The sequence below is a fragment of the Chromobacterium amazonense genome (assembly GCF_001855565.1).
Taxonomy (GTDB): Bacteria; Pseudomonadota; Gammaproteobacteria; order Burkholderiales; family Chromobacteriaceae; genus Chromobacterium; species Chromobacterium amazonense.
Map to the genome: position 1 here is coordinate 16,178 of NZ_MKCR01000032.1, position 16,841 is coordinate 33,018.

Sequence of the window (16,841 nt, forward strand, 5' to 3'; positions counted from 1 at the left end):
TCGGAAGGAGAAGGGTTCAGGTGTAGACCCGATGGGGCATCGGTCAGGCGAAACGGACAATGGATTCCAGAAATATCTGGAGCATAACCATGTCCCTGACCGAACAACCCGTTGCGTTGATCACCTTGCTGGCGGCCCTGTCATTGCTGCCGCTGCTGGTGGTGATGGGCACATCTTTTCTGAAGCTGTCCGTGGTATTCGCCTTGCTGCGCAACGCGCTGGGCGTCCAGCAGATTCCGCCCAATATCGCCCTGTATGGGCTGGCGCTGATCCTGTCGCTGTTCATCATGACGCCGGTGGGCATGGCGGTGCAGGACAGGCTAGCCGCCTCGCCGGCGGAGCCGCAAGCCAGCCTGTTGTCCCGGCTGTCTGACAATACGCTAGACCCGTATCGCCAGTTTTTGAAAAAACACACCGCGCCGGCGCAGCTGCGCTTCTTCCGCGACGCGGCGCGCAAGAACTGGCCGGACGACATCCGCGCCCGCGTCAGCGACGACTCGCTGCTGTTGCTGATGCCGGCCTTCGCCGTCAGCCAGCTGATTGAAGCCTTCAAGATCGGCCTGCTGTTGTTCCTGCCGTTCATCGCCATCGACCTCATCGTCTCCAATGTGCTGCTGGCCATGGGGATGATGATGGTGTCGCCTATGACCATCTCAATGCCTTTCAAGCTGCTGGTTTTCGTGCTGGTAGGAGGCTGGGACCGTTTGCTGGGACAGCTCTTGCTGTCTTATCGCTGAGGAGCGCGCCATGGGACAGGCGGAAATCGTGCAATTGGCCAGCGAGCTGTTGTGGCTGGTGCTGATGCTGTCATTGCCGGTGGTGCTGGTGGCGTCGGTGGTCGGCGTGCTGGTGGGCCTGGTGCAGGCGTTGACCCAGATCCAGGACCAGACCGTGTCCTTTGTCATCAAGCTGGTGGCGGCTTGCGTCACGCTGGCGCTGACCTACCACTGGATGGGCGAGGCGCTGCTGGCTTACGCCATGCGCAGCTTTGATCTGATCTCGCGCATGGGGGGCTAGGCATGGACGAGCTGAATTGCTGGTGGCCGCTGCTGGGCGTGGCGATGATGCGTCCGCTGGGCGCCATGCTGCTGCTGCCCTTGTTTGGCTCGTCCATGTTGGGCGGCACGCTTACCCGCAACGCGCTGGCGTTGATGGCCACGCTGCCGATATTGCCGTTGTTGTCGCCGCTAGCGCTGCCCGATCCCATGCAGGCGCCGGCGGCCTATGCGCTCATCCTGGCCAGCGAGCTGGCGCTGGGGCTGATGCTGGGCTTTTCCGCCGCCATTCCGTTTTGGGCGCTGGACATGGCCGGCTTTGTATTGGACACCATGCGCGGCGCGTCTATGGCCGGCGTCTTCAATCCGTTGATGGGCGGGCAATCGTCGCCGCTGGGCGGGCTGTTTTCACAGATGGCGGCGGTGTTGTTCATGGCCTTAGGCGGCTTCCATGCTTTCCTCTCCACGCTTTACGCGTCCTACCATACGCTGCCGCCGGGCCTGGGCTGGCATTGGGCGGGCCAGTTCATCCCCATGCTGCGGCGCGAATGGCACACGCTGTACACGCTGACGCTGGGTTTCGCCATGCCGGCGATGGTGATGATGGTGCTGATAGACTTGGCGCTGGGTTTGATCAATCGCTCCGTGCAGCAGCTGAATGTGTTTACGCTGTCCATGCCGATCAAGAGCGCCGCCACCCTGCTGATGCTGATCATCGGCCTGCAGTTTGGCTTGTCCGATGTCTTGGCGCGTTTCGAGCACTTTGATGGCGGATTGATCCGCATGCTGGAATCGGCGCCATGAGCGAGAAGACGGAAAAGCCCACGGCCAAACGCCTGCGCGACGCCCGAGACGAAGGGCAGGTGGCCAAGAGCCAGGAGGTGAACGCGGTGGTGCAACTGGGGCTGATCCTCCTATGGCTGGGTGCGGAAGGGCATGCGCTGTACGCGGGGCTGGCCGGCTTCATCCATGGCTGCATCGATGCGGTCAATCTGCCGCTGGAAAGCGCCATGGCTCAGTTGACGGGCCAATTTGCCGAACTGTGCCTGCGCTTTGTATTCGGCTTGGCGGGATTGCTGGCATTGGCGCTGACGCTGACCGGCTTGATCCAGTCCGGCTTCCTGTTTGCCCCCAAGGCCATCCAGCCGTCGGCGCAGCGGATCAATCCGCTGTCCAACGCCAAGCAGATGGTGTCGCTGATGAAGCTGTTCGAACTCTGCAAGATGCTGCTGAAGGTGGGCGTGCTGGGCGTGACTTTCGCCTATTTGATAGAGCGTTACGCCGCCTCGTTCGCGCACCTGCCGCAGGCGGGCCTGGCGGCCGGGCTGGCGGTGTGCGCGCAGATGGCGCAGTGGATGTGGGCCATCCTGCTGGCGGTGACGGCGGTATTCGCCGTGGCCGATTACGCCATGCAGCATTATCAGTTGCGCAAGCAGCTGATGATGTCGCACGAAGACATCAAACAGGAGTTCAAGAATTCCGAGGGTAGCCCTGAGGTCAAGCAGCGCCGGCGCGAGATGCATCGCGAGGTGCAAAGCGGCAGCCTGGCCGGCAAGGTGGCCAAGTCGTCGGTGGTGGTGCGCAATCCGACCCATATCGCCGTCTGCCTGCGCTACGAAGAGGGCGAGACCCCCTTGCCGCAAGTGCTGGAGTACGGCCGCGACGCGCTGGCGCTGCACATCGTCAGCCTGGCCGAGAAACACGGCATCCCCGTAGTGGAGAACGTGCCGCTGGCGCGCGCGCTGTTGGCTTCCACCCGGCCTGGCGATTACATACCGGAGCCTTTGTTCGCCGCAGTGGCCCAGGTGCTGAGCCTGGTGATGGATGCGATGGAGGATGGCGATGAAGCTTAGTCGAATCCCGCGGCTCAGACTGGCGCTGCTGTGCTTGGCCTTATGCGGCGTGAGCCGGGCGGCTGCCGCTGAGGGCTTGCAGTGGTACGTCGTCCCGCCTGGCGGCGATGGGCCTTCCGCCATGGCGCCGCCGCCAGCGTCCCCGAAAGCGATGCCCGCGCCCGCTTCCCCCGCTGGAGCGGAGGGGAAGTCCTTGCGCTATGGCGAGCTGATCGACGACGTGGCGCAGCGCCACGCCCTGGATCCGCTGTTGGTGCACGCGGTGGTGGAAACGGAGTCGGCCTATAGGCCGGAGGCGGTGTCGGACAAGGGCGCCATCGGACTGATGCAAGTGATGCCGGCAACCGGCATGCGCTTCGGCCAGCGCGCGCTGGCCGAGCCGCGCGCCAATCTGGAAGCCGGCGCCGCCTACCTCAGCTGGCTGCTGCGCCGTTTCGATGGCCGCCTGGAGTTGGCGCTGGCCGGTTATAACGCAGGTGAGGGCGCCGTGGCGCGCTACGGCAACGCGGTGCCGCCGTATGAGGAAACCCAGGCCTATGTGCGAAAAGTGATGGCGCGCTATGCCCGCTTGCGCGGCGGCGCCAGCCCTGGCATCCCGGCGTCGGCCGTGCCAGCCGCCGTGGCGGCTGCCCGGCGTGTCGGCAAACCGAAGGACGCTATGGGCGGCGTGGGCGATATGGGACAATTGTGGCGCATCTTCACCGGCGGCTCGAATGCCGGCGGAGCGAACGGAACCTGATGAGAGACCCTATGCCGAATCTGCCCTGGCGCTCGTCGCTGCCATTCCGCCTGGCCTTGGTGCTGGGCGGGGCCATCGCGCTGTTCTGGCTGCTCAGCGCCAGCGCGGTGCTGTTTCTCGATTTCAAGGAAACCCGCGAGGCCTTGGCGCACAAGGTGGTGGCCATGACCCGCAGCGTGGGCGAGCAGCAGAGCGCGGAGCTCAGGGCGGCCGCACGCGATGTCTCCACCTTGTTCCACTCCTGGCGAAGCCTGAGCGACAGCCCGCGGCAAAGCCTGGGCCATTACTTGGTGTCCCACTATGTGGCGCTGGATGAGCGGCGCGCCGATGCGCCTGGCCGCGTGCGGCGCGCCATGGATTTCGTGGAGTCCTACGGCAGCGGCGGCGTGGGCAAGTTCGTCGATACTTTTATCGTGCTGGATGGCGGCATCGTGATTTCCAGCGCAAACAGCTCGCGCCGCGAAACCGCCCGCCACCTGGAGGATTTGTACAAGCTGCGGGATTTGCCGCCGCGCGCCGGCTTGGTGTGGGGGCGGCCTTATCAGGCTCTTGACGGCGGATGGCAGATGGCCGTCGCCGCGCGCGATCCTGCGACCGGCGCCATGGTGGGGGTGACGGTGCATCTGTCGCTGCGCTTCGCCCTGGATTGGCTGAGCAAGACCGACGACGGCGCCCTGATCTGGCTGGGAGAGGATGGCTGGCCGTTCGCTCCGCTGCCGGCCATCGCGCCGGCCGGCTTGATAGAGCAGCTGCCGGCTTGCAAGAAGCCGTTCATCCAGAGCATGCAGGGCGTCAGCATCATCTGCGTCAACGTCGAGCCTACCGGCTGGCGTCTGATCGAGGTCTATCCAACGGAGCGCATCACCCAGCGGGCGCTGGCGGAGCTGCCCAGGCATCTGCCGGTGGCCTTGCTGTCTTTGCTGGGACTGGTGGTTTTGCTGTATGTCGTGCTGCAGCGCAGCCTGGGGCGAACGCTGTCCAATATCGTGCACATCATCAGCCCGCAAGAGGCGGTGAGCAAACAGCAGCGTCTACCTGAGGAGAGGGAGGATGAGCTGGGACAGATCGCCCACGCCTACAACCGGCTGCTGGACGCGGTGCAAGCGCAATATGCCGAGCTGGAGGCCAAGGTGGAGGAGCGCACCGCGGAGTTGAACGAAGCGCGTTGCCGCGCCGAGCGGGCCAATGCCCACAAGAGCGAGCAGCTCACCAATATCAACCATGAGATCCGCACGCCGCTGAACGGCATCGTCGGCGCGCTGAGGCTGCTGGGGCGTACCGAATGCGACGCCAATCAGCACGATCTGGTCGATACCGCGCTCAAGTGTTCCGGCCATTTGCTGGAAATCATCAACAATCTGTTGGATTTTTCGCGTATCGAGTCCGGGCAGATGGTGGTCACGTCTTCGGTGCAAGACCCGCTGGTGTTGATCGACCAGGCCATGTTGACGGTGCAGTTGCCTGCGCAGGATAAGGGCCTGGCGCTGCGCTGTCAGGTGGACTCGAGCTTTCCGTCCCAGTTTCTGACCGATGGCCTGCGCCTGCGGCAAATCCTGATCAATCTGCTCGGCAACGCCGTTAAATTCACCCGCGAAGGCGGCGTCACCTTGTCGGCCTGGAGCGCCGATGGCCGGGTCTGTTTCAGCGTGCGCGACAGCGGACCGGGCATTCCGCCGGAAAAATACGCGGAGGTCTTCATCGCCTTCCGCCAGTTGGAAGGCTTCGTGGCGGGCAGCGGGCTGGGGCTGCCCATCGCGCGCAGCCTGGCTCAGCTGTTGGGCGGCGATTTGCGGCTGATCCCGGTTGAAAGCGGCGCCTGCTTTCAACTGGAGCTGCCGCTGGGCGAAGCGAGTCCGGGACGGGCGGCGGACTGCGGCCCCATCGCGGCGCCGGAGCGTTTGCATCCGCAGCTGCGCGCCTGGGGCTATGCGCCGCACGCCGGCGAAAACCCAGCCTTGGACGCGCCGGAGCTGGCTTTCCTGCCTGCCCGGCTACGCCAGCATCTTGAGCCGGACCGCACCCCCGACATCAGTCTGAGGGAGGAGGCATTGCCGGTGTCGCCATGGTCGCTGAACGTGCTGCTCGTCGACGATGTCGACACCAACCGCGACATCGTCGGCCGCATGGTGCGCCAGCAGGGGCATAGAGTGTGGGAGGCGGCGTCCGGCGAGGACGCCCTGGCCCTGGGGCGCGCTCATGTGTTCGATCTGGTGCTGATGGATATGCGGATGCCGGGCCTGTCCGGCGGCGAAACGGTTGCGCTATGGCGGGATGAGGCCAGCGGCATGCTGGACCCGGATTGCCCCATCGTCGCCCTTACCGCCAATGCCCAGCCCGGCGAGCGCGAGCGGCTGCTGGGGGCCGGCTTCGACGAATACCTGACCAAGCCGGTATCGCCGGAAATGTTGGCGCGGGCCCTGGATTTCGCCGCCGATCAGCAACTGGCCCGCGGCATGGAGCTGGAGCCTAATTCCGGCAGCGAACAGCCGCTGTTGGGCAAGGATCCGGCGCTGTTGTCGCGCCTGGCGGCCGATCTGCGCGAATATTATCGACGTCTGGGCCTGGCGATGGAGGCGCGGGACGAGGCCGAGTGCCGGATGCTGCTGCACACGCTCAAGGGCCTGGCCGGCCAGGCGGGGCTCGATCTGCTGCGTGAGGCGGCGGAGCACTGGGAGGCCTTGTTGAACCAGGGCGACGCCGTATCGCCTGGCGCATGGGAAGTGCTCGGCCGCCTGATCGAGAGCGAGCTCGGCGCCGATTGAGCGCGCGCCGCGCCGGCCGCATCAGTATTCCAGCACCCCCAGCCGGCGCGCCCAATTGCTCAACTCCGCGGCATTGTGCGCATCCAGCTTGCGCATCAGGTTCAGCCGGTGCGTCTCCACGGTTTTCAGGCTGATGGACAGCAGCTCGGCGATATCGCGGTTGCGGCGGCCTTCGGCCACCAGCTTCAGCACCTGGCGCTCGCGCAGAGTCAGCGGCGTGTCGCCGGGAATGGGCGCGCGCTCCGCCGCGTCCAGCGTTTCCAGCTTCAGCGCCGGGTCGATATAGCTCTTGCCCAGCGCCGCGTGCTGCAGCGCGGCCAGCAACACCTGCTGCGGGCTTTGCTTCAGCACATAGGCCAGGGCGCCGGCCGACAGCGCGGCTCTGCCGCGATGTTCTTCCGCGGAAGCCGTGACCACCACGATGCGCAACGCTTCCCAGCGGCGGCGCAACTGGTGGATCACGTCGATGCCGTCCATGCCGGGCAGGCCCAGGTCCAGCAGCACCATGTCAGGGGCCAGGCGCTGGCAGGCCTCATACACCGCCAGTCCATCGGAAACGGTGCCGACCACCTCGTAACGCGGCTGGCTGGCCAGCAGGTTGCGGATGCCGTCTATCAGCAAGGCGTGGTCTTCGACGATCAGAACGCGAAGCGCCGAGGCGGAAGCTAGAGTCATCACCGTCAATCCTTTTATTGTTCATTGTCGAATGATTATAAGCGCATTTCAGGTGTGCACCTGATGCGCGGATGCGCCGCCCCCCGGCAGCATAGGCGACATGAACAGAACACTTGATCCCGCCGCCGCCCTGCATTGGCTGGCCTCGCGCCTGGACCGTCCGCAGTGGTCGCTTGCCGATACCGTCGTAAGCGGACAATTGGGCGAGCGCGCCGCCCGCGCGCGCCGCTTCGACACCGGATTGACGGTGGCGCTGACGCTGGACCGCCCGCCGCAGCAGGCGGCAGGCGCTTGCCTGTTGTTGGCCGCCACGCCGGAAGCCCGCGATGACGCGCTGTATCTGTCTGGCGACAGGCTGTGGTTGCTGCGGCGGTATCCGGTGGCATTGACCGAAGTGGAACTGGACCTGCTGTTCAAGCAGCAGCAGGCGATGGCCGCGCTGTTGGCCACGCGGGAACGCGCCGCTCCGGTCCCGCTGCCTATTGCCGGGAGGTACGCATGAAAGCCCTGATTCTGATTGCCGTTGCGCTGGCTTCCGCCGGCGCGGCCGCCCAACCCATTCCCTGGCGCGGCCAGCCCTTCTTCGTTTCCAGCCGCAATACGCCGCTGGCCTCGGTGCTGAAGGACCTGGGCGCCAATTACGGTTTGCCGGTGGTGGTCAGCCCCAAGATCACCGAGGCCTACGCCGGAGCTTTGCGCGACCAACCCAAGGGAAAGGCGCTGGCCGAGCTGTCCAGGCTGTATCAGCTGCTGCCTTATTACGATGGCAATTCGCTGTATGTCTACAAGGCTCAGGAGGTGGACCAGGCATTGCTGGCGCCGGCCTATGTCGGCGCGGACCAGTTGTCGCGGTTGATCGCGCAAAGCGGGCTGCTGGATGGCCCGGCCTGCCGGCTGCATCCGGTGGGCGCGTCCAATTCGCTGCAAGTCAGCGGCGTGCCGGTGTGCCTGACCCGGGTGAGCGCGTTGGCCAAGCAGCTGGACGAGCAGAATCTCAATCAGGAGCAGAACAAGGAAACGGTGGCCATCTACCCCCTCAAGTATGCCAGCGCCGCGGATACCAGTTATTCCTACCGCAGCCAGACGGTGACGGTGCCTGGCGTGGTGTCGGTGCTGCGGGAAATGGCGCAGGGCAGGGCGCTGCCGCTGCCGGACAACAAAACGCCGGCGCCGGCCGATGCCAGCGGCTTGCCGACTTTCTCCGCCGATACGCGGCAGAACGCGGTGCTGATCCGCGACCGCCGCAAAAACATGAATCTGTATGCCGACCTGATTCCCAAGCTGGACCAGCGTCCGACGCTGGTGGAAATCTCGGTGGCCATCATCGATGTGGACGCGGCCGACATCAACGAGCTGGGCATAGACTGGTCGGCGTCGGCCCGCATCGGCGGCGGCACGGTCAACTTCAATACCGATGGCGGCCTGGCTTCGGACAGCTTCTCCTCGCTGGTGTCCAACTCCGGCAACTTCATGTTGCGGTTGTCCGCGCTGGAGCAGAGGTCCAAGGCCAAGATCGTGTCCCGTCCGTCGGTGGTGACGCTGGATAACGTGCAGGCGGTGCTGGACCGCAGCATCACGTTCTACACCAAGCTGGTCAGCGAGAAGAACGCCAAGCTGGAGTCGGTGACCGCCGGGGCGCTGATGCGCGTCACGCCGCGCCTGATCCATGAGACCGATGGCGACAAGGTGCTGCTGACGCTGAACATCCAGGACGGCCGGCAGGACAAGCCGATCAGCCGCGCCGAACCGCTGCCGCAGGTGCAAAACGCCGAAATCGCCACCCAGGCCACGCTGAATCTGGGCCAGGCCTTGCTGCTGGGCGGCTTTGTCCAGGACGAGAACATCGAAGGCGTGCGCAAGATTCCGCTGCTGGGCGATCTGCCGCTGATTGGCGGGCTGTTCCGCAGCACCACCAAGAGCGAGCGCAATGTGGTGCGCCTGTTCCTGATCAAGGCCGAGCCGCGGAAGTTGTGAGGTTGTCATGGAAGCTGCATTCAAACTCAAATTGCTGAACGGCCCTTTGGCGGGACGAGAGCTTTTCCTGCCCGAAGGCGCGTTCACCGTAGGCGATGGCGACAGCGATCTGTCGCTGCCGCTGGAAGGCGGGGGAACGGCGACGCTGGAGGTTTCGGCCGACGCGGTCATGCTGTCCAGTCCGGCCGCGTGCTGGGTGGACGGCCGGCGCTGCGCGCCCGGCCCCTTGCCGCAGCGGCGGGCCGTCGATCTGGCCGGCGTGCATCTGGTGCTGGGCCCGGCCGACGGCGAACTGGGCAGCCCGCCGGTGCCGCCGCGAGGCGGCGCGCATCGTCGCGCGGCCGCGGTGCTGCTGGCTGCGTTGGCTTTGGCCGCCGCGCTGGGGTGGACGCTGACGCCGGCCGCGCCTGCGCCGCCCCCGGCACCGCGCGCTTGGCTGCCGCAGGCGCTGCGCGCCGAACCCGGATTGACGGCGCGATGGCTCGGCAACGATGTGCTTGAGCTGACCGGCCGCTGCCGCGACAGCGGCCAGTTGCTGACGCTGACCACGAGGTTGCGCGCAGCCGGCGTTCGTTTGCGGCAGGAAACCGTGTGCGACGACGAGCTGCGGCTTTCGGTGCGCGCGCTGATGGCGAGCTATGGCTACCCCGATGCGACGGTGACGCTGGATGCGGCGGGCCATGCCGACATCGACGGCCCGGTGGCGGGCGATACCGCCGCGCTGGCGGCCGCGCTGGATAAGCTGCCGGGGCTGGCCGGCTGGCGCCTGTCCGACCGAGGCGCCGATGAGCTAGCCGCCTTGTTGCCAAGGCTGAAGGCCGCCGGCTTGCTCTCCGGCCTCAGCGCCGCGCGCGGCGAGCAGGGCTGGTTGCTGTCCGGCCAATTGGACGAGGCGCGCCAGGCGCGGCTGGCGGCGTTTCTGCAAACCGCCAATGCCGAGCCGGGCCGGGCGCTGCCGCTGCGTTTCGTCGGCGCGGCCAGCCGCGCCAAGGCGGCCGACTATCTGCCCGCCGCCATGGCAGGCGTCGGCGGCAACGCCGAGGCGCCATACCTGCAGCTGGCCAACGGCATGCGCCTGCTGCCGGGCAGCCCGGTGCGGCAGGGATTGCGCGTGGCGGCGATAGACGCCGACGGCGTATCGCTGGCCGGCGCGCGTGAACTGATATTCCTTCCTTTGCACAGTTGAGGCTAGACATGCATACCCTGACCGAACTGGAAGACCGCCTGGCCGCCGATGCGTCAGGCCATCAGCGCCGGGCCTTGCTCGACGCCTTGAGCGAGACGGTGATGGCGTTGGGACGGGCGCAGCGCGAGCCGCAGAGCGCGGAGCGCTACGCCAGCCTGGAACGGCAGCGCCTGGCCGCTCTGGCGGCGATGCGGGTGGTGGATACGGTATGGAGCCGCTCGCACTCGTAGCGAGTTTCATTTTCCCCAATTCAGGTGATGACCTGATGGGGTCATGGCTGGCCCCGCGTGATGATGGTCCCACCAAGTCAACCAAGGAGTGCGCGATGTTCAGTCTGCACATCATCCTCGCCCCGCAAGCCGGCGCGTTGCGCTTGGACGGGAACGACACCGCCGTAGAGCGGCCTGGCTTGTGGCTGATGGCGGGCGGCGCGGCGTTCGAGCTGCCGGCCTCCGCCCGTTGCTACAGTTTTCCCGCTTCTTGTCTGCAGCCGGTTTATCGGGAAATGCAGCCTCTGCTTGCCGACCATGGCGGTTGTGCGGCGCCGAACACGCCGTACGCGGTGCCGGCGGATGAGGGCCTGCTGCATGCGGTGGCGCAACTGGCCGATGTCGACGACGAGACCATGCTGCGTTTCGTCCTGGCGTATTGCCTGGCCATCGATGGCGAACGCTGCGCCGCGCTGCTGCGCTATCTGGTGGCGGCCGACATCGACCTTTTCGATTTCATCCACCGCCACCGCCTGGAGCCCTGGCCCATCGCGCGTTACGCCGACGCGCTGGGCCTGCCGCCGCGCAAGTTCAACCAATTGTTCAAGGAAAAGTTTGGCATGTCCGCCAAGCACTGGCTGCTCGCGCAGCGCCTGGAGCATGCGCGCGGCTTGCTGGAGACCACCACCAAAAAGGTGATCGATGTGGCGCTTGAGTCCGGCTTTTGCAATGCCGCGCACTTTTCCGACAGCTTCCGCCGCCATTTTCAGATGTCGCCCAGCGATGTCCGCCGCGAATCCCTGCCGCTTACGCTGGCGCCGTCGCTGCTGTTCTGAAGGAGATTCACATGAACATCGACTCGCTTGTCGCCCAGATGGGCAGCCAGGTCACCCGCTCCGCCAACGACGCGGAAGCGGCGATGAACGCCAATGTGCAGAACGATCCGCAAGCCATGCTGAAGTCGCAATACGCGCTGCAGCAGTACTCGGTGATGATCGGCTACGAGAGCTCGGTCATGAAGGCGGTCAAGGACATGATGATGGGCATCATTTCCAAAATCGGCTAAGCGCGCCCGCTGAATCAGGAGAAGACCCATGAATGCCTCACACCCCATCGCGCGCACCATCGTCGAGGCCGGCTTTGCCGCCGTCAATCACGGCTTGCGCGCCGAAATGCACGACATCCTGGCCGCGCTGCCGGACTGGCTGGACGATGCCGACCAACTGGCGCGTTGCGAAGCCCTGCTGCTGTTTGGCCTGGGCCGCCATAGCGCCGCCGCGGCCAAGCTCGCTGGCCTGCCGGATGACGATTGCGCCCCGCTGCGCGCTTTGCTGAAGTCTTCCTCAAAGGAGTCCGAATCATGACTATCGAAGCCATCACCCATGCCCTGGCCGCCATCGCTCCCCTGGGCGAGGCCGAGCCGGCTCAGCCGAGCCAGTCGGCGCAGCAACGCTTCGCGGAGCTCTTGAACAACCCCAAGGCCGCCGACGAGCCCGGCGCCTTGTTCGCCGCGCAAAGCGCGTTCAATGAACTGGCGGTCGGCACCGAACTGACGGCCAAGGTGGCCGGGTCGCTGACCCAGTCGATCAACAAGCTGGTGAACATGCAATGAAAACCTCGCCATGGGTCCTGCTGTTGCTCGCCTTGCCGCTGTTGGCCGGTTGCAAGAGCGAGCTGTACAGCAAGCTGGACGAAACCGAGGCCAATCAGATGCTGGCCCTGCTCATCTACAACAAGATCCCGGCGGATAAACAGGTGGGCAAGGACGGCGTCTCGCTGCGGGTGGAAGAGGACCGCTTCGTCGACGCCGTCGAGGTGCTGCGCCAGAACGGCCTGCCCAAGCGCAAGACGGTGACCATGCAGAACCTGTTCCCCAGCGGCCAGCTGGTGTCCTCGCCCGCCCAGGAAGAGGCCAAGCTCAACTATCTCAAGAGCCAGCAGCTGGAGAAGATGCTGGGCAGCATGGACGGCGTGATCACGGCCGAGGTGTCGGTGGCCGAGCCGCGCGCCGTCGATGGCGAGGCGCCGGCGCCCTCATCCGCCGCGGTGTTCATCAAGTACAGCCCGGAGATCAACCTGCCGGCGCGCGAGGCCGAAATCCGCGCCTTGGTGCGCGACGGCATCCCGGGGCTGGCGCCGGATCGCATCACGCTGACGCTGCAGCGCGCCGAATACCGCTACCTGCCGCCGGCGCCCGTCGCGCGGCAGACGCCATGGCCGGCCATCGCCGCGGCAGGCGGGACGGCCCTGCTGGGCGTATGCGCCGCCGTGGCGATATGGCGGCGCCGTCGGCCGGGAGCCGCCGCATGAACCCGGCGCGGCGGCGCTTGCATGCGCTATGGCATCAGCCTGGACAAGAGATGGATGCCGCCTGGTGGGCGGCGCTGGATCTTGCGTCCTGGCGCGAGCCTTACGCGCAGCAGCCCTTGCTGCGCCCGCCGCTGGACGATTTGATCGCCAGCCGGCTGGGCCAGGCTGGCGCGGCGCCGCCGCTGTCCGCGCTCGCCGAGCCACTGCTGGCCGATGACGCGCGGCGCGAGGCCTTGTCCATGGCCTTGGGTCTTTGGGCATTGCGCTGCCCAGACTATGTCTTGCTCAAGCCGTATCGCGAGGCGCTATCCAACAGGCTGGACGGCAGGGCGCTAGCGCAGTTGCAGGCACTGCTGCCATTGGAGAGCGCGCGCGCCGATCTGACGCCGGCCACGCTGCCGGGCCGGGCCGGCGAGATCGGCGCCGCCTGGCTGGCGGATGCTGCGGCCCCGGCGCTGCGTCTATGCCGGCTGCTGTGGCCGCCATCTGCCTTATTGGCGCCGCCGCAGCCCGTGGAGCCGGTGCTGCAGAAGCTGTTGAGGTGGTTATGAACAACCCGATGAATCTGGCCGTGGCCACGTTGCCCGGCCCGCTGCCGACAGGCTGCGTGATCCGCGCCGCGGAGTTGGAGACGCGGCGGGATCTGGCCGGCGCATTGGAGCGGCTGCATGCCGCCGCGCGCGAGGAAGCCGAGGCGCTCCGCCTCCAGGCTCAGGCAGAGCTGGAGCAGGCGCGACGCGAAGCCGAAGCCTTGCGCGAGGCCGCCAGTCAGGATGCCGCCGCCATCCGCCGCCAGGCGCGCGACGAGGCCGTGGACGAAGCCGTGCAATGGCTGTGCTGCGAACAGGAAATGGAGCAATTGATCGCCCGCGAGCTGGCGCAGCGCTGGCGGACGCTCACCGCCCGCGTACTGGAAGAGTTGCTGGGGCAAAGCGACCAGAACCAGCTGTTGCTGCGCCGAGTGGAGCGCAAGGTGGCCGAATTACTGCCGCGCGGCCGCGTCACGCTGTGCGTGGCGCCCTCCGCGCTGGCCGCGGCCGCCCGCGCCTGGGCAAGCGCGCCGGAAGTCAAGGTGATGGCCGATTCCGGCCTGGCGTCCGGTCAGGCCAGGCTGGACAACGGGCTGGTGCGCATCCATCTGGACGAGCCCGCGCACCAGGCCAGGGTATTGCAACAACTGGCGGGAGAGCCGGAGAGGGTAGCGCATGCTTAGACTGGATCAGATCAACCCCGGCGGCGCGCTGGGCAATGTCGAAGACAATCTGGCGACCGCGCGTCATGACCGCGCCGCCCCAACCGAATCGGTGCTGGCGCAGGCGCAGGCGGAATTGCTCGAATTTGAAAGCGACGCGCTGGCGGAAACCCAGGAGGACCTGGGCTTCGCCTTGGGCGGCAGGCTGCGCGACACCAAGCGCGGGTCGGCCGGGCAGGACAATGTGCGGGGCCGGGTATTGATGCAAAAACTGGTGGCGGAATTGGCCGCGGTAGAGGCGGCGGACTTGGACAGCCTGCTGTCCGGCCCGCAAGACTGGCTGCGCGCGCCGCAACTGCTGGTAGCCTTGCAGTCGCAAACCCCGGACCCCGGCCGCGCCGCCTTGCAGCTTGCGGCATGGCTGGCGCGGGGCAAACCGGACCCGAGGCTGCGCCGTCGATTGGAGGAGGCGCTGGCCAGCCTGGCAGAAGACGATACGTTGGCGCTTTCGCTGTTCGGCGCGTTGGAGTACGGTGCGCCCACGCCGGCGCTGCGCCAGGAATTGACCCGCCTTTACCATCGCGCCAGCGCGCCCAAGCAGAAACTGTCGCAATGGCTGGAAGCGCTGGGCGAGCGCGAAGGGCGGCAGCGCAAGCTCCGCGTCATGCTGCGCGTGTTGTCCTATGAACTATCGGCTAGCGGGCAGCCTATCGTCGGCAGCCATCTCGCCGCCGTCATCGGCGATCTCAAGCAACTGCTGCGCATTCTCGGGCTGGAAGCGCACTGCGACCAGGCCGCCGCAGCCCTGGCCCTGCCGGAACTGCGCGGCGAAGCCCTGTTGGCCAGTGTGGTGACGCTGGTGGAGCAGGTTTGGGTCAATGCCGACAGCGTGGCGGAAGCGCTGCCGCCGCTGCCGGATGGCCAGCGCTACCGAGTGGCCCACGCCTTGGGGCGTTTGGTGCAGCTGCTGGCGGACGATTGCTTTGGCGACGCCGAGCAGAAAACGCAACTGGAGGACGCGATTGCCGAGCTGCGGGATCGCAGCCTGGACTGAGGGTGTGAACAGTTGACCAAGGCCGTTTGAGCTGCCGTTGCTGAGCCAAGGCGGTGCTTGGTCAACCCTTTCCCGAGCAAAAGGCTGAAGCGCCAAGGTTTTGCCTGCCCCAATTGGAAGAGACCGAAAAAACAAAGCGCAATCTACTGATTGCACTGAGTTTTTTCGGTCTAATTTAACAGCCTAACCTATGGTTCTGGTTAAAACGGAATATCGTCGTCCATGTCGTCCATGCGCGGAGCCGGCTTCGGCTCTTGGCGGCGCGGCGCGGCCGGGGCTTCCTGGCGCGGGGCCGGGGCGTTGTAGCCGTAGCTTTCTTCCATGCCGCCGCCCATGCCGCCGGAGGACGCGCCCATTTCGCTGCGGCCGCCCTGCAGGCTCAGTTCGTTGACGCGCACGTCCGGGGACAGACGCTTGTTGCCGTCCTTGTCTTGCCACTCACGCAGCGTCAGCTGGCCGTAGACGGTGACTTGCTGGCCTTTGGCCAGGTAGTTCTTCAGCGACTCACCGCGCTTGCCCCATACCTGGCAGCTGAACCAGTTGGTGCTCTTGCGCTCGCCGAAGCCGATGTCGCTGGCCACGCGGAACGACAGAACGGGCTCGCCGCTCGGGGTGTAGCGCAGTTCGGCGTCGGCGGCCAGGCGGCCGTCAAAGGTGATGCTGTTCATTCAATTCTCCGGATAAGTTCATACTGCTTGGCCTGCGCCGCCTGAGAGCGGCCCTGTCTTGCGCGGGGAGGGCGAGGTGGCCGCTCGCCAGCGGGTTCGACCATGCTATCCAAACCGGCGCGCCGTTTCATGATTGCGCAGGTCAAAAGGCCAGATCGACCGTCATGCGGTAGACCGGGCGCGGGCCGAACGATTGGGCGGTATTATACACGGCAATCGCGCCTGCTTTGGTATCGATCAGAACGATGGCTTTCGCGCCGCCATCGATGCCCTTGCGTGGCACGGCGCGACATGCCGATGCTGGGATGGCAAACTACGATATTACCGCAAGCCGCGCGGCGCGTGATGGCGCGGTGTCGGGAACCTGCCGCGCCAAAGGCGGTCTCTTCGCAATCAGCATGAAAAGGATGAAAGCATGATCAAGAACGCGATGGTGTCTACTTTGGTAGCCGCTAGCCTGGCGGGCCTGGGCGGTTGCGCCAATATGAGCGATACCCAAAAGGGCGTGGGCGGCGGCGCGGCGATTGGCGCCGGCGTGGGCGCGGCTATCGGCGCCCTGACCGCCGGCGGGCATACCGGCCGCAGCGCGGCCACCGGCGCGGCCATCGGCGGCTTGATAGGCGCGGGCAGCGGCTACTTGTGGTCGCAGCATATGCAGAAGCAGAAAGAGGCGATGGAGCAGGCGACCAAGGGCACCGGCATCGATGTCAGCCAGACCGCCGACAATCGCTTGAAGATCAACATCCCCAGCGATGCTTCGTTTGATTCCGGCAAATACGCGTTGAAGCCCAGCCTGAAGCCGGTATTGGACAAGCTGGCCGCCACCCTCAAGCAGAACCCGGTGACCACGGTGAGCATCATCGGCCATACCGACAGCACCGGCAGCGATGCGATCAACGGCCCCTTGTCGATCAACCGCGCCAAGGCTACGCAGGACTATCTGGTGTCGCGCGGCGTGGCCAGCGGCCGTATCGCCATCGACGGCCGCGGTTCGCGGGAGCCGGTGGCGGACAATGGCACCGTGTCCGGCCGCGCGATGAACCGTCGCGTGGAGATCTTTGTGGCTGAGCCGGCCCCGCAACAGAAGTAAGCCGTCTGTCTGGCGGGAGGCGTCAGCTTATTCAAGCAAGACTCGCCGCGGCAGCCGTTTTCAAACCGTCAGTGACGTTTGTCGCCGGCGGTTTTTTTCATTCATGAATGCCGCCGATGCGATGCACTAAGACG

At 66.0% G+C, this 16,841-nt stretch carries 22 protein-coding genes; 19 read left to right on the forward strand and 3 right to left on the reverse strand.

From position 1 onward, the window contains the following. Window positions 1–89 precede the first annotated feature (89 nt). Genes sctR through BI343_RS15560 form a run of 6 tightly spaced genes read left to right on the forward strand, consistent with a single transcriptional unit; the run spans window position 90 to window position 6,349 of the window. Window positions 90–737: a type III secretion system export apparatus subunit SctR gene (sctR, locus tag BI343_RS15535; RefSeq protein WP_043627572.1), complete on the forward strand. Its 648-nt coding sequence runs from the start codon at window positions 90–92 to the stop codon at window positions 735–737. Window positions 738–747: 10 nt separating this feature from the next. Continuing rightward, window positions 748–1,017 (forward strand): type III secretion system export apparatus subunit SctS, encoded by a 270-nt coding sequence (sctS, locus tag BI343_RS15540; RefSeq protein ID WP_043627570.1) that lies wholly within the window; start codon window positions 748–750, stop codon window positions 1,015–1,017. Between the two features lie 2 nt (window positions 1,018–1,019). Then, window positions 1,020–1,799: a type III secretion system export apparatus subunit SctT gene (sctT, locus tag BI343_RS15545; RefSeq protein WP_071110386.1), complete on the forward strand. Its 780-nt coding sequence runs from the start codon at window positions 1,020–1,022 to the stop codon at window positions 1,797–1,799. Next, window positions 1,796–2,848, forward strand: coding sequence for an EscU/YscU/HrcU family type III secretion system export apparatus switch protein (locus BI343_RS15550; RefSeq protein ID WP_043627567.1), 1,053 nt, complete (start codon window positions 1,796–1,798; stop codon window positions 2,846–2,848). The genes sctT and BI343_RS15550 overlap by 4 nt, the downstream gene beginning before the upstream one ends. After that, window positions 2,838–3,587 (forward strand): lytic transglycosylase domain-containing protein, encoded by a 750-nt coding sequence (locus tag BI343_RS20635; protein ID WP_083341009.1) that lies wholly within the window; start codon window positions 2,838–2,840, stop codon window positions 3,585–3,587. The genes BI343_RS15550 and BI343_RS20635 overlap by 11 nt, the downstream gene beginning before the upstream one ends. 11 nt (window positions 3,588–3,598) lie before the next feature. After that, window positions 3,599–6,349, forward strand: a complete 2,751-nt coding sequence (locus BI343_RS15560) for a two component system sensor kinase (protein WP_071110387.1) — start codon at window positions 3,599–3,601, stop codon at window positions 6,347–6,349. 21 nt (window positions 6,350–6,370) lie between these two features. Here BI343_RS15560 and BI343_RS15565 read toward each other — a convergent pair whose 3' ends face one another. Beyond that, a complete protein-coding gene (locus BI343_RS15565) occupies window positions 6,371–7,024 on the reverse strand; it encodes a two component system response regulator (protein ID WP_043627564.1) in 654 nt (217 codons plus the stop codon). A gap of 100 nt (window positions 7,025–7,124) precedes the next feature. On the opposite strand from BI343_RS15565, the gene BI343_RS15570 reads away from it, so the two are divergent. The 12 genes from BI343_RS15570 (at window position 7,125) to BI343_RS15625 (ending at window position 14,949) form a co-directional block, all read left to right on the forward strand. Further along, a complete protein-coding gene (locus tag BI343_RS15570) occupies window positions 7,125–7,526 on the forward strand; it encodes a hypothetical protein (protein WP_071110388.1) in 402 nt (133 codons plus the stop codon). Next, window positions 7,523–8,998, forward strand: coding sequence for an EscC/YscC/HrcC family type III secretion system outer membrane ring protein (locus BI343_RS15575; protein ID WP_071110389.1), 1,476 nt, complete (start codon window positions 7,523–7,525; stop codon window positions 8,996–8,998). The genes BI343_RS15570 and BI343_RS15575 overlap by 4 nt, the downstream gene beginning before the upstream one ends. A 7-nt stretch (window positions 8,999–9,005) precedes the next feature. Next, window positions 9,006–10,184 (forward strand): type III secretion system inner membrane ring subunit SctD, encoded by a 1,179-nt coding sequence (gene sctD, locus BI343_RS15580; protein ID WP_071110390.1) that lies wholly within the window; start codon window positions 9,006–9,008, stop codon window positions 10,182–10,184. Between the two features lie 8 nt (window positions 10,185–10,192). Further along, window positions 10,193–10,414 (forward strand): EscE/YscE/SsaE family type III secretion system needle protein co-chaperone, encoded by a 222-nt coding sequence (locus tag BI343_RS15585; protein ID WP_071110391.1) that lies wholly within the window; start codon window positions 10,193–10,195, stop codon window positions 10,412–10,414. Between the two features lie 95 nt (window positions 10,415–10,509). Then, a complete protein-coding gene (locus BI343_RS15590) occupies window positions 10,510–11,229 on the forward strand; it encodes a helix-turn-helix domain-containing protein (protein ID WP_071110392.1) in 720 nt (239 codons plus the stop codon). Window positions 11,230–11,240: 11 nt separating this feature from the next. Beyond that, window positions 11,241–11,459: a type III secretion system needle filament subunit SctF gene (sctF, locus tag BI343_RS15595; RefSeq protein ID WP_043627551.1), complete on the forward strand. Its 219-nt coding sequence runs from the start codon at window positions 11,241–11,243 to the stop codon at window positions 11,457–11,459. Window positions 11,460–11,487: 28 nt separating this feature from the next. Beyond that, window positions 11,488–11,757, forward strand: a complete 270-nt coding sequence (locus tag BI343_RS15600) for an EscG/YscG/SsaH family type III secretion system needle protein co-chaperone (RefSeq protein ID WP_071110393.1) — start codon at window positions 11,488–11,490, stop codon at window positions 11,755–11,757. Then, entirely contained in the window at window positions 11,754–12,005 is a 252-nt protein-coding gene (gene sctI, locus BI343_RS15605; RefSeq protein WP_071110394.1) for a type III secretion system inner rod subunit SctI, read from the forward strand. Before BI343_RS15600 ends, sctI begins: the two co-directional genes overlap by 4 nt. Beyond that, window positions 12,002–12,703: a type III secretion system inner membrane ring lipoprotein SctJ gene (sctJ, locus tag BI343_RS15610; protein WP_043627545.1), complete on the forward strand. Its 702-nt coding sequence runs from the start codon at window positions 12,002–12,004 to the stop codon at window positions 12,701–12,703. Before sctI ends, sctJ begins: the two co-directional genes overlap by 4 nt. Then, window positions 12,700–13,254 carry a type III secretion system domain-containing protein gene (locus tag BI343_RS15615; RefSeq protein WP_071110584.1) on the forward strand — a complete coding sequence of 185 codons (555 nt, stop codon included), beginning with the start codon at window positions 12,700–12,702 and terminating at the stop codon, window positions 13,252–13,254. Before sctJ ends, BI343_RS15615 begins: the two co-directional genes overlap by 4 nt. Beyond that, window positions 13,251–13,916 (forward strand): ATP synthase subunit B family protein, encoded by a 666-nt coding sequence (locus BI343_RS15620; RefSeq protein WP_071110395.1) that lies wholly within the window; start codon window positions 13,251–13,253, stop codon window positions 13,914–13,916. The genes BI343_RS15615 and BI343_RS15620 overlap by 4 nt, the downstream gene beginning before the upstream one ends. After that, complete coding sequence (locus BI343_RS15625) at window positions 13,909–14,949, forward strand: HrpJ domain-containing protein (protein ID WP_083341010.1); 1,041 nt, start codon at window positions 13,909–13,911, stop codon at window positions 14,947–14,949. Before BI343_RS15620 ends, BI343_RS15625 begins: the two co-directional genes overlap by 8 nt. A gap of 200 nt (window positions 14,950–15,149) precedes the next feature. Here the strand turns inward: BI343_RS15625 and BI343_RS15630 are convergent, their stop codons facing one another. Next, window positions 15,150–15,617, reverse strand: coding sequence for a single-stranded DNA-binding protein (locus BI343_RS15630; RefSeq protein WP_043628890.1), 468 nt, complete (start codon window positions 15,615–15,617; stop codon window positions 15,150–15,152). Window positions 15,618–15,759: 142 nt separating this feature from the next. Then, on the reverse strand, window positions 15,760–15,900 hold the full coding sequence (locus tag BI343_RS20075) for a hypothetical protein (RefSeq protein ID WP_161793044.1): 141 nt from the start codon (window positions 15,898–15,900) through the stop codon (window positions 15,760–15,762). 132 nt (window positions 15,901–16,032) lie between these two features. On the opposite strand from BI343_RS20075, the gene BI343_RS15635 reads away from it, so the two are divergent. Further along, window positions 16,033–16,707 (forward strand): YiaD family glycine zipper/OmpA-like lipoprotein, encoded by a 675-nt coding sequence (locus BI343_RS15635; RefSeq protein ID WP_071110396.1) that lies wholly within the window; start codon window positions 16,033–16,035, stop codon window positions 16,705–16,707. Window positions 16,708–16,841 lie beyond the last annotated feature (134 nt).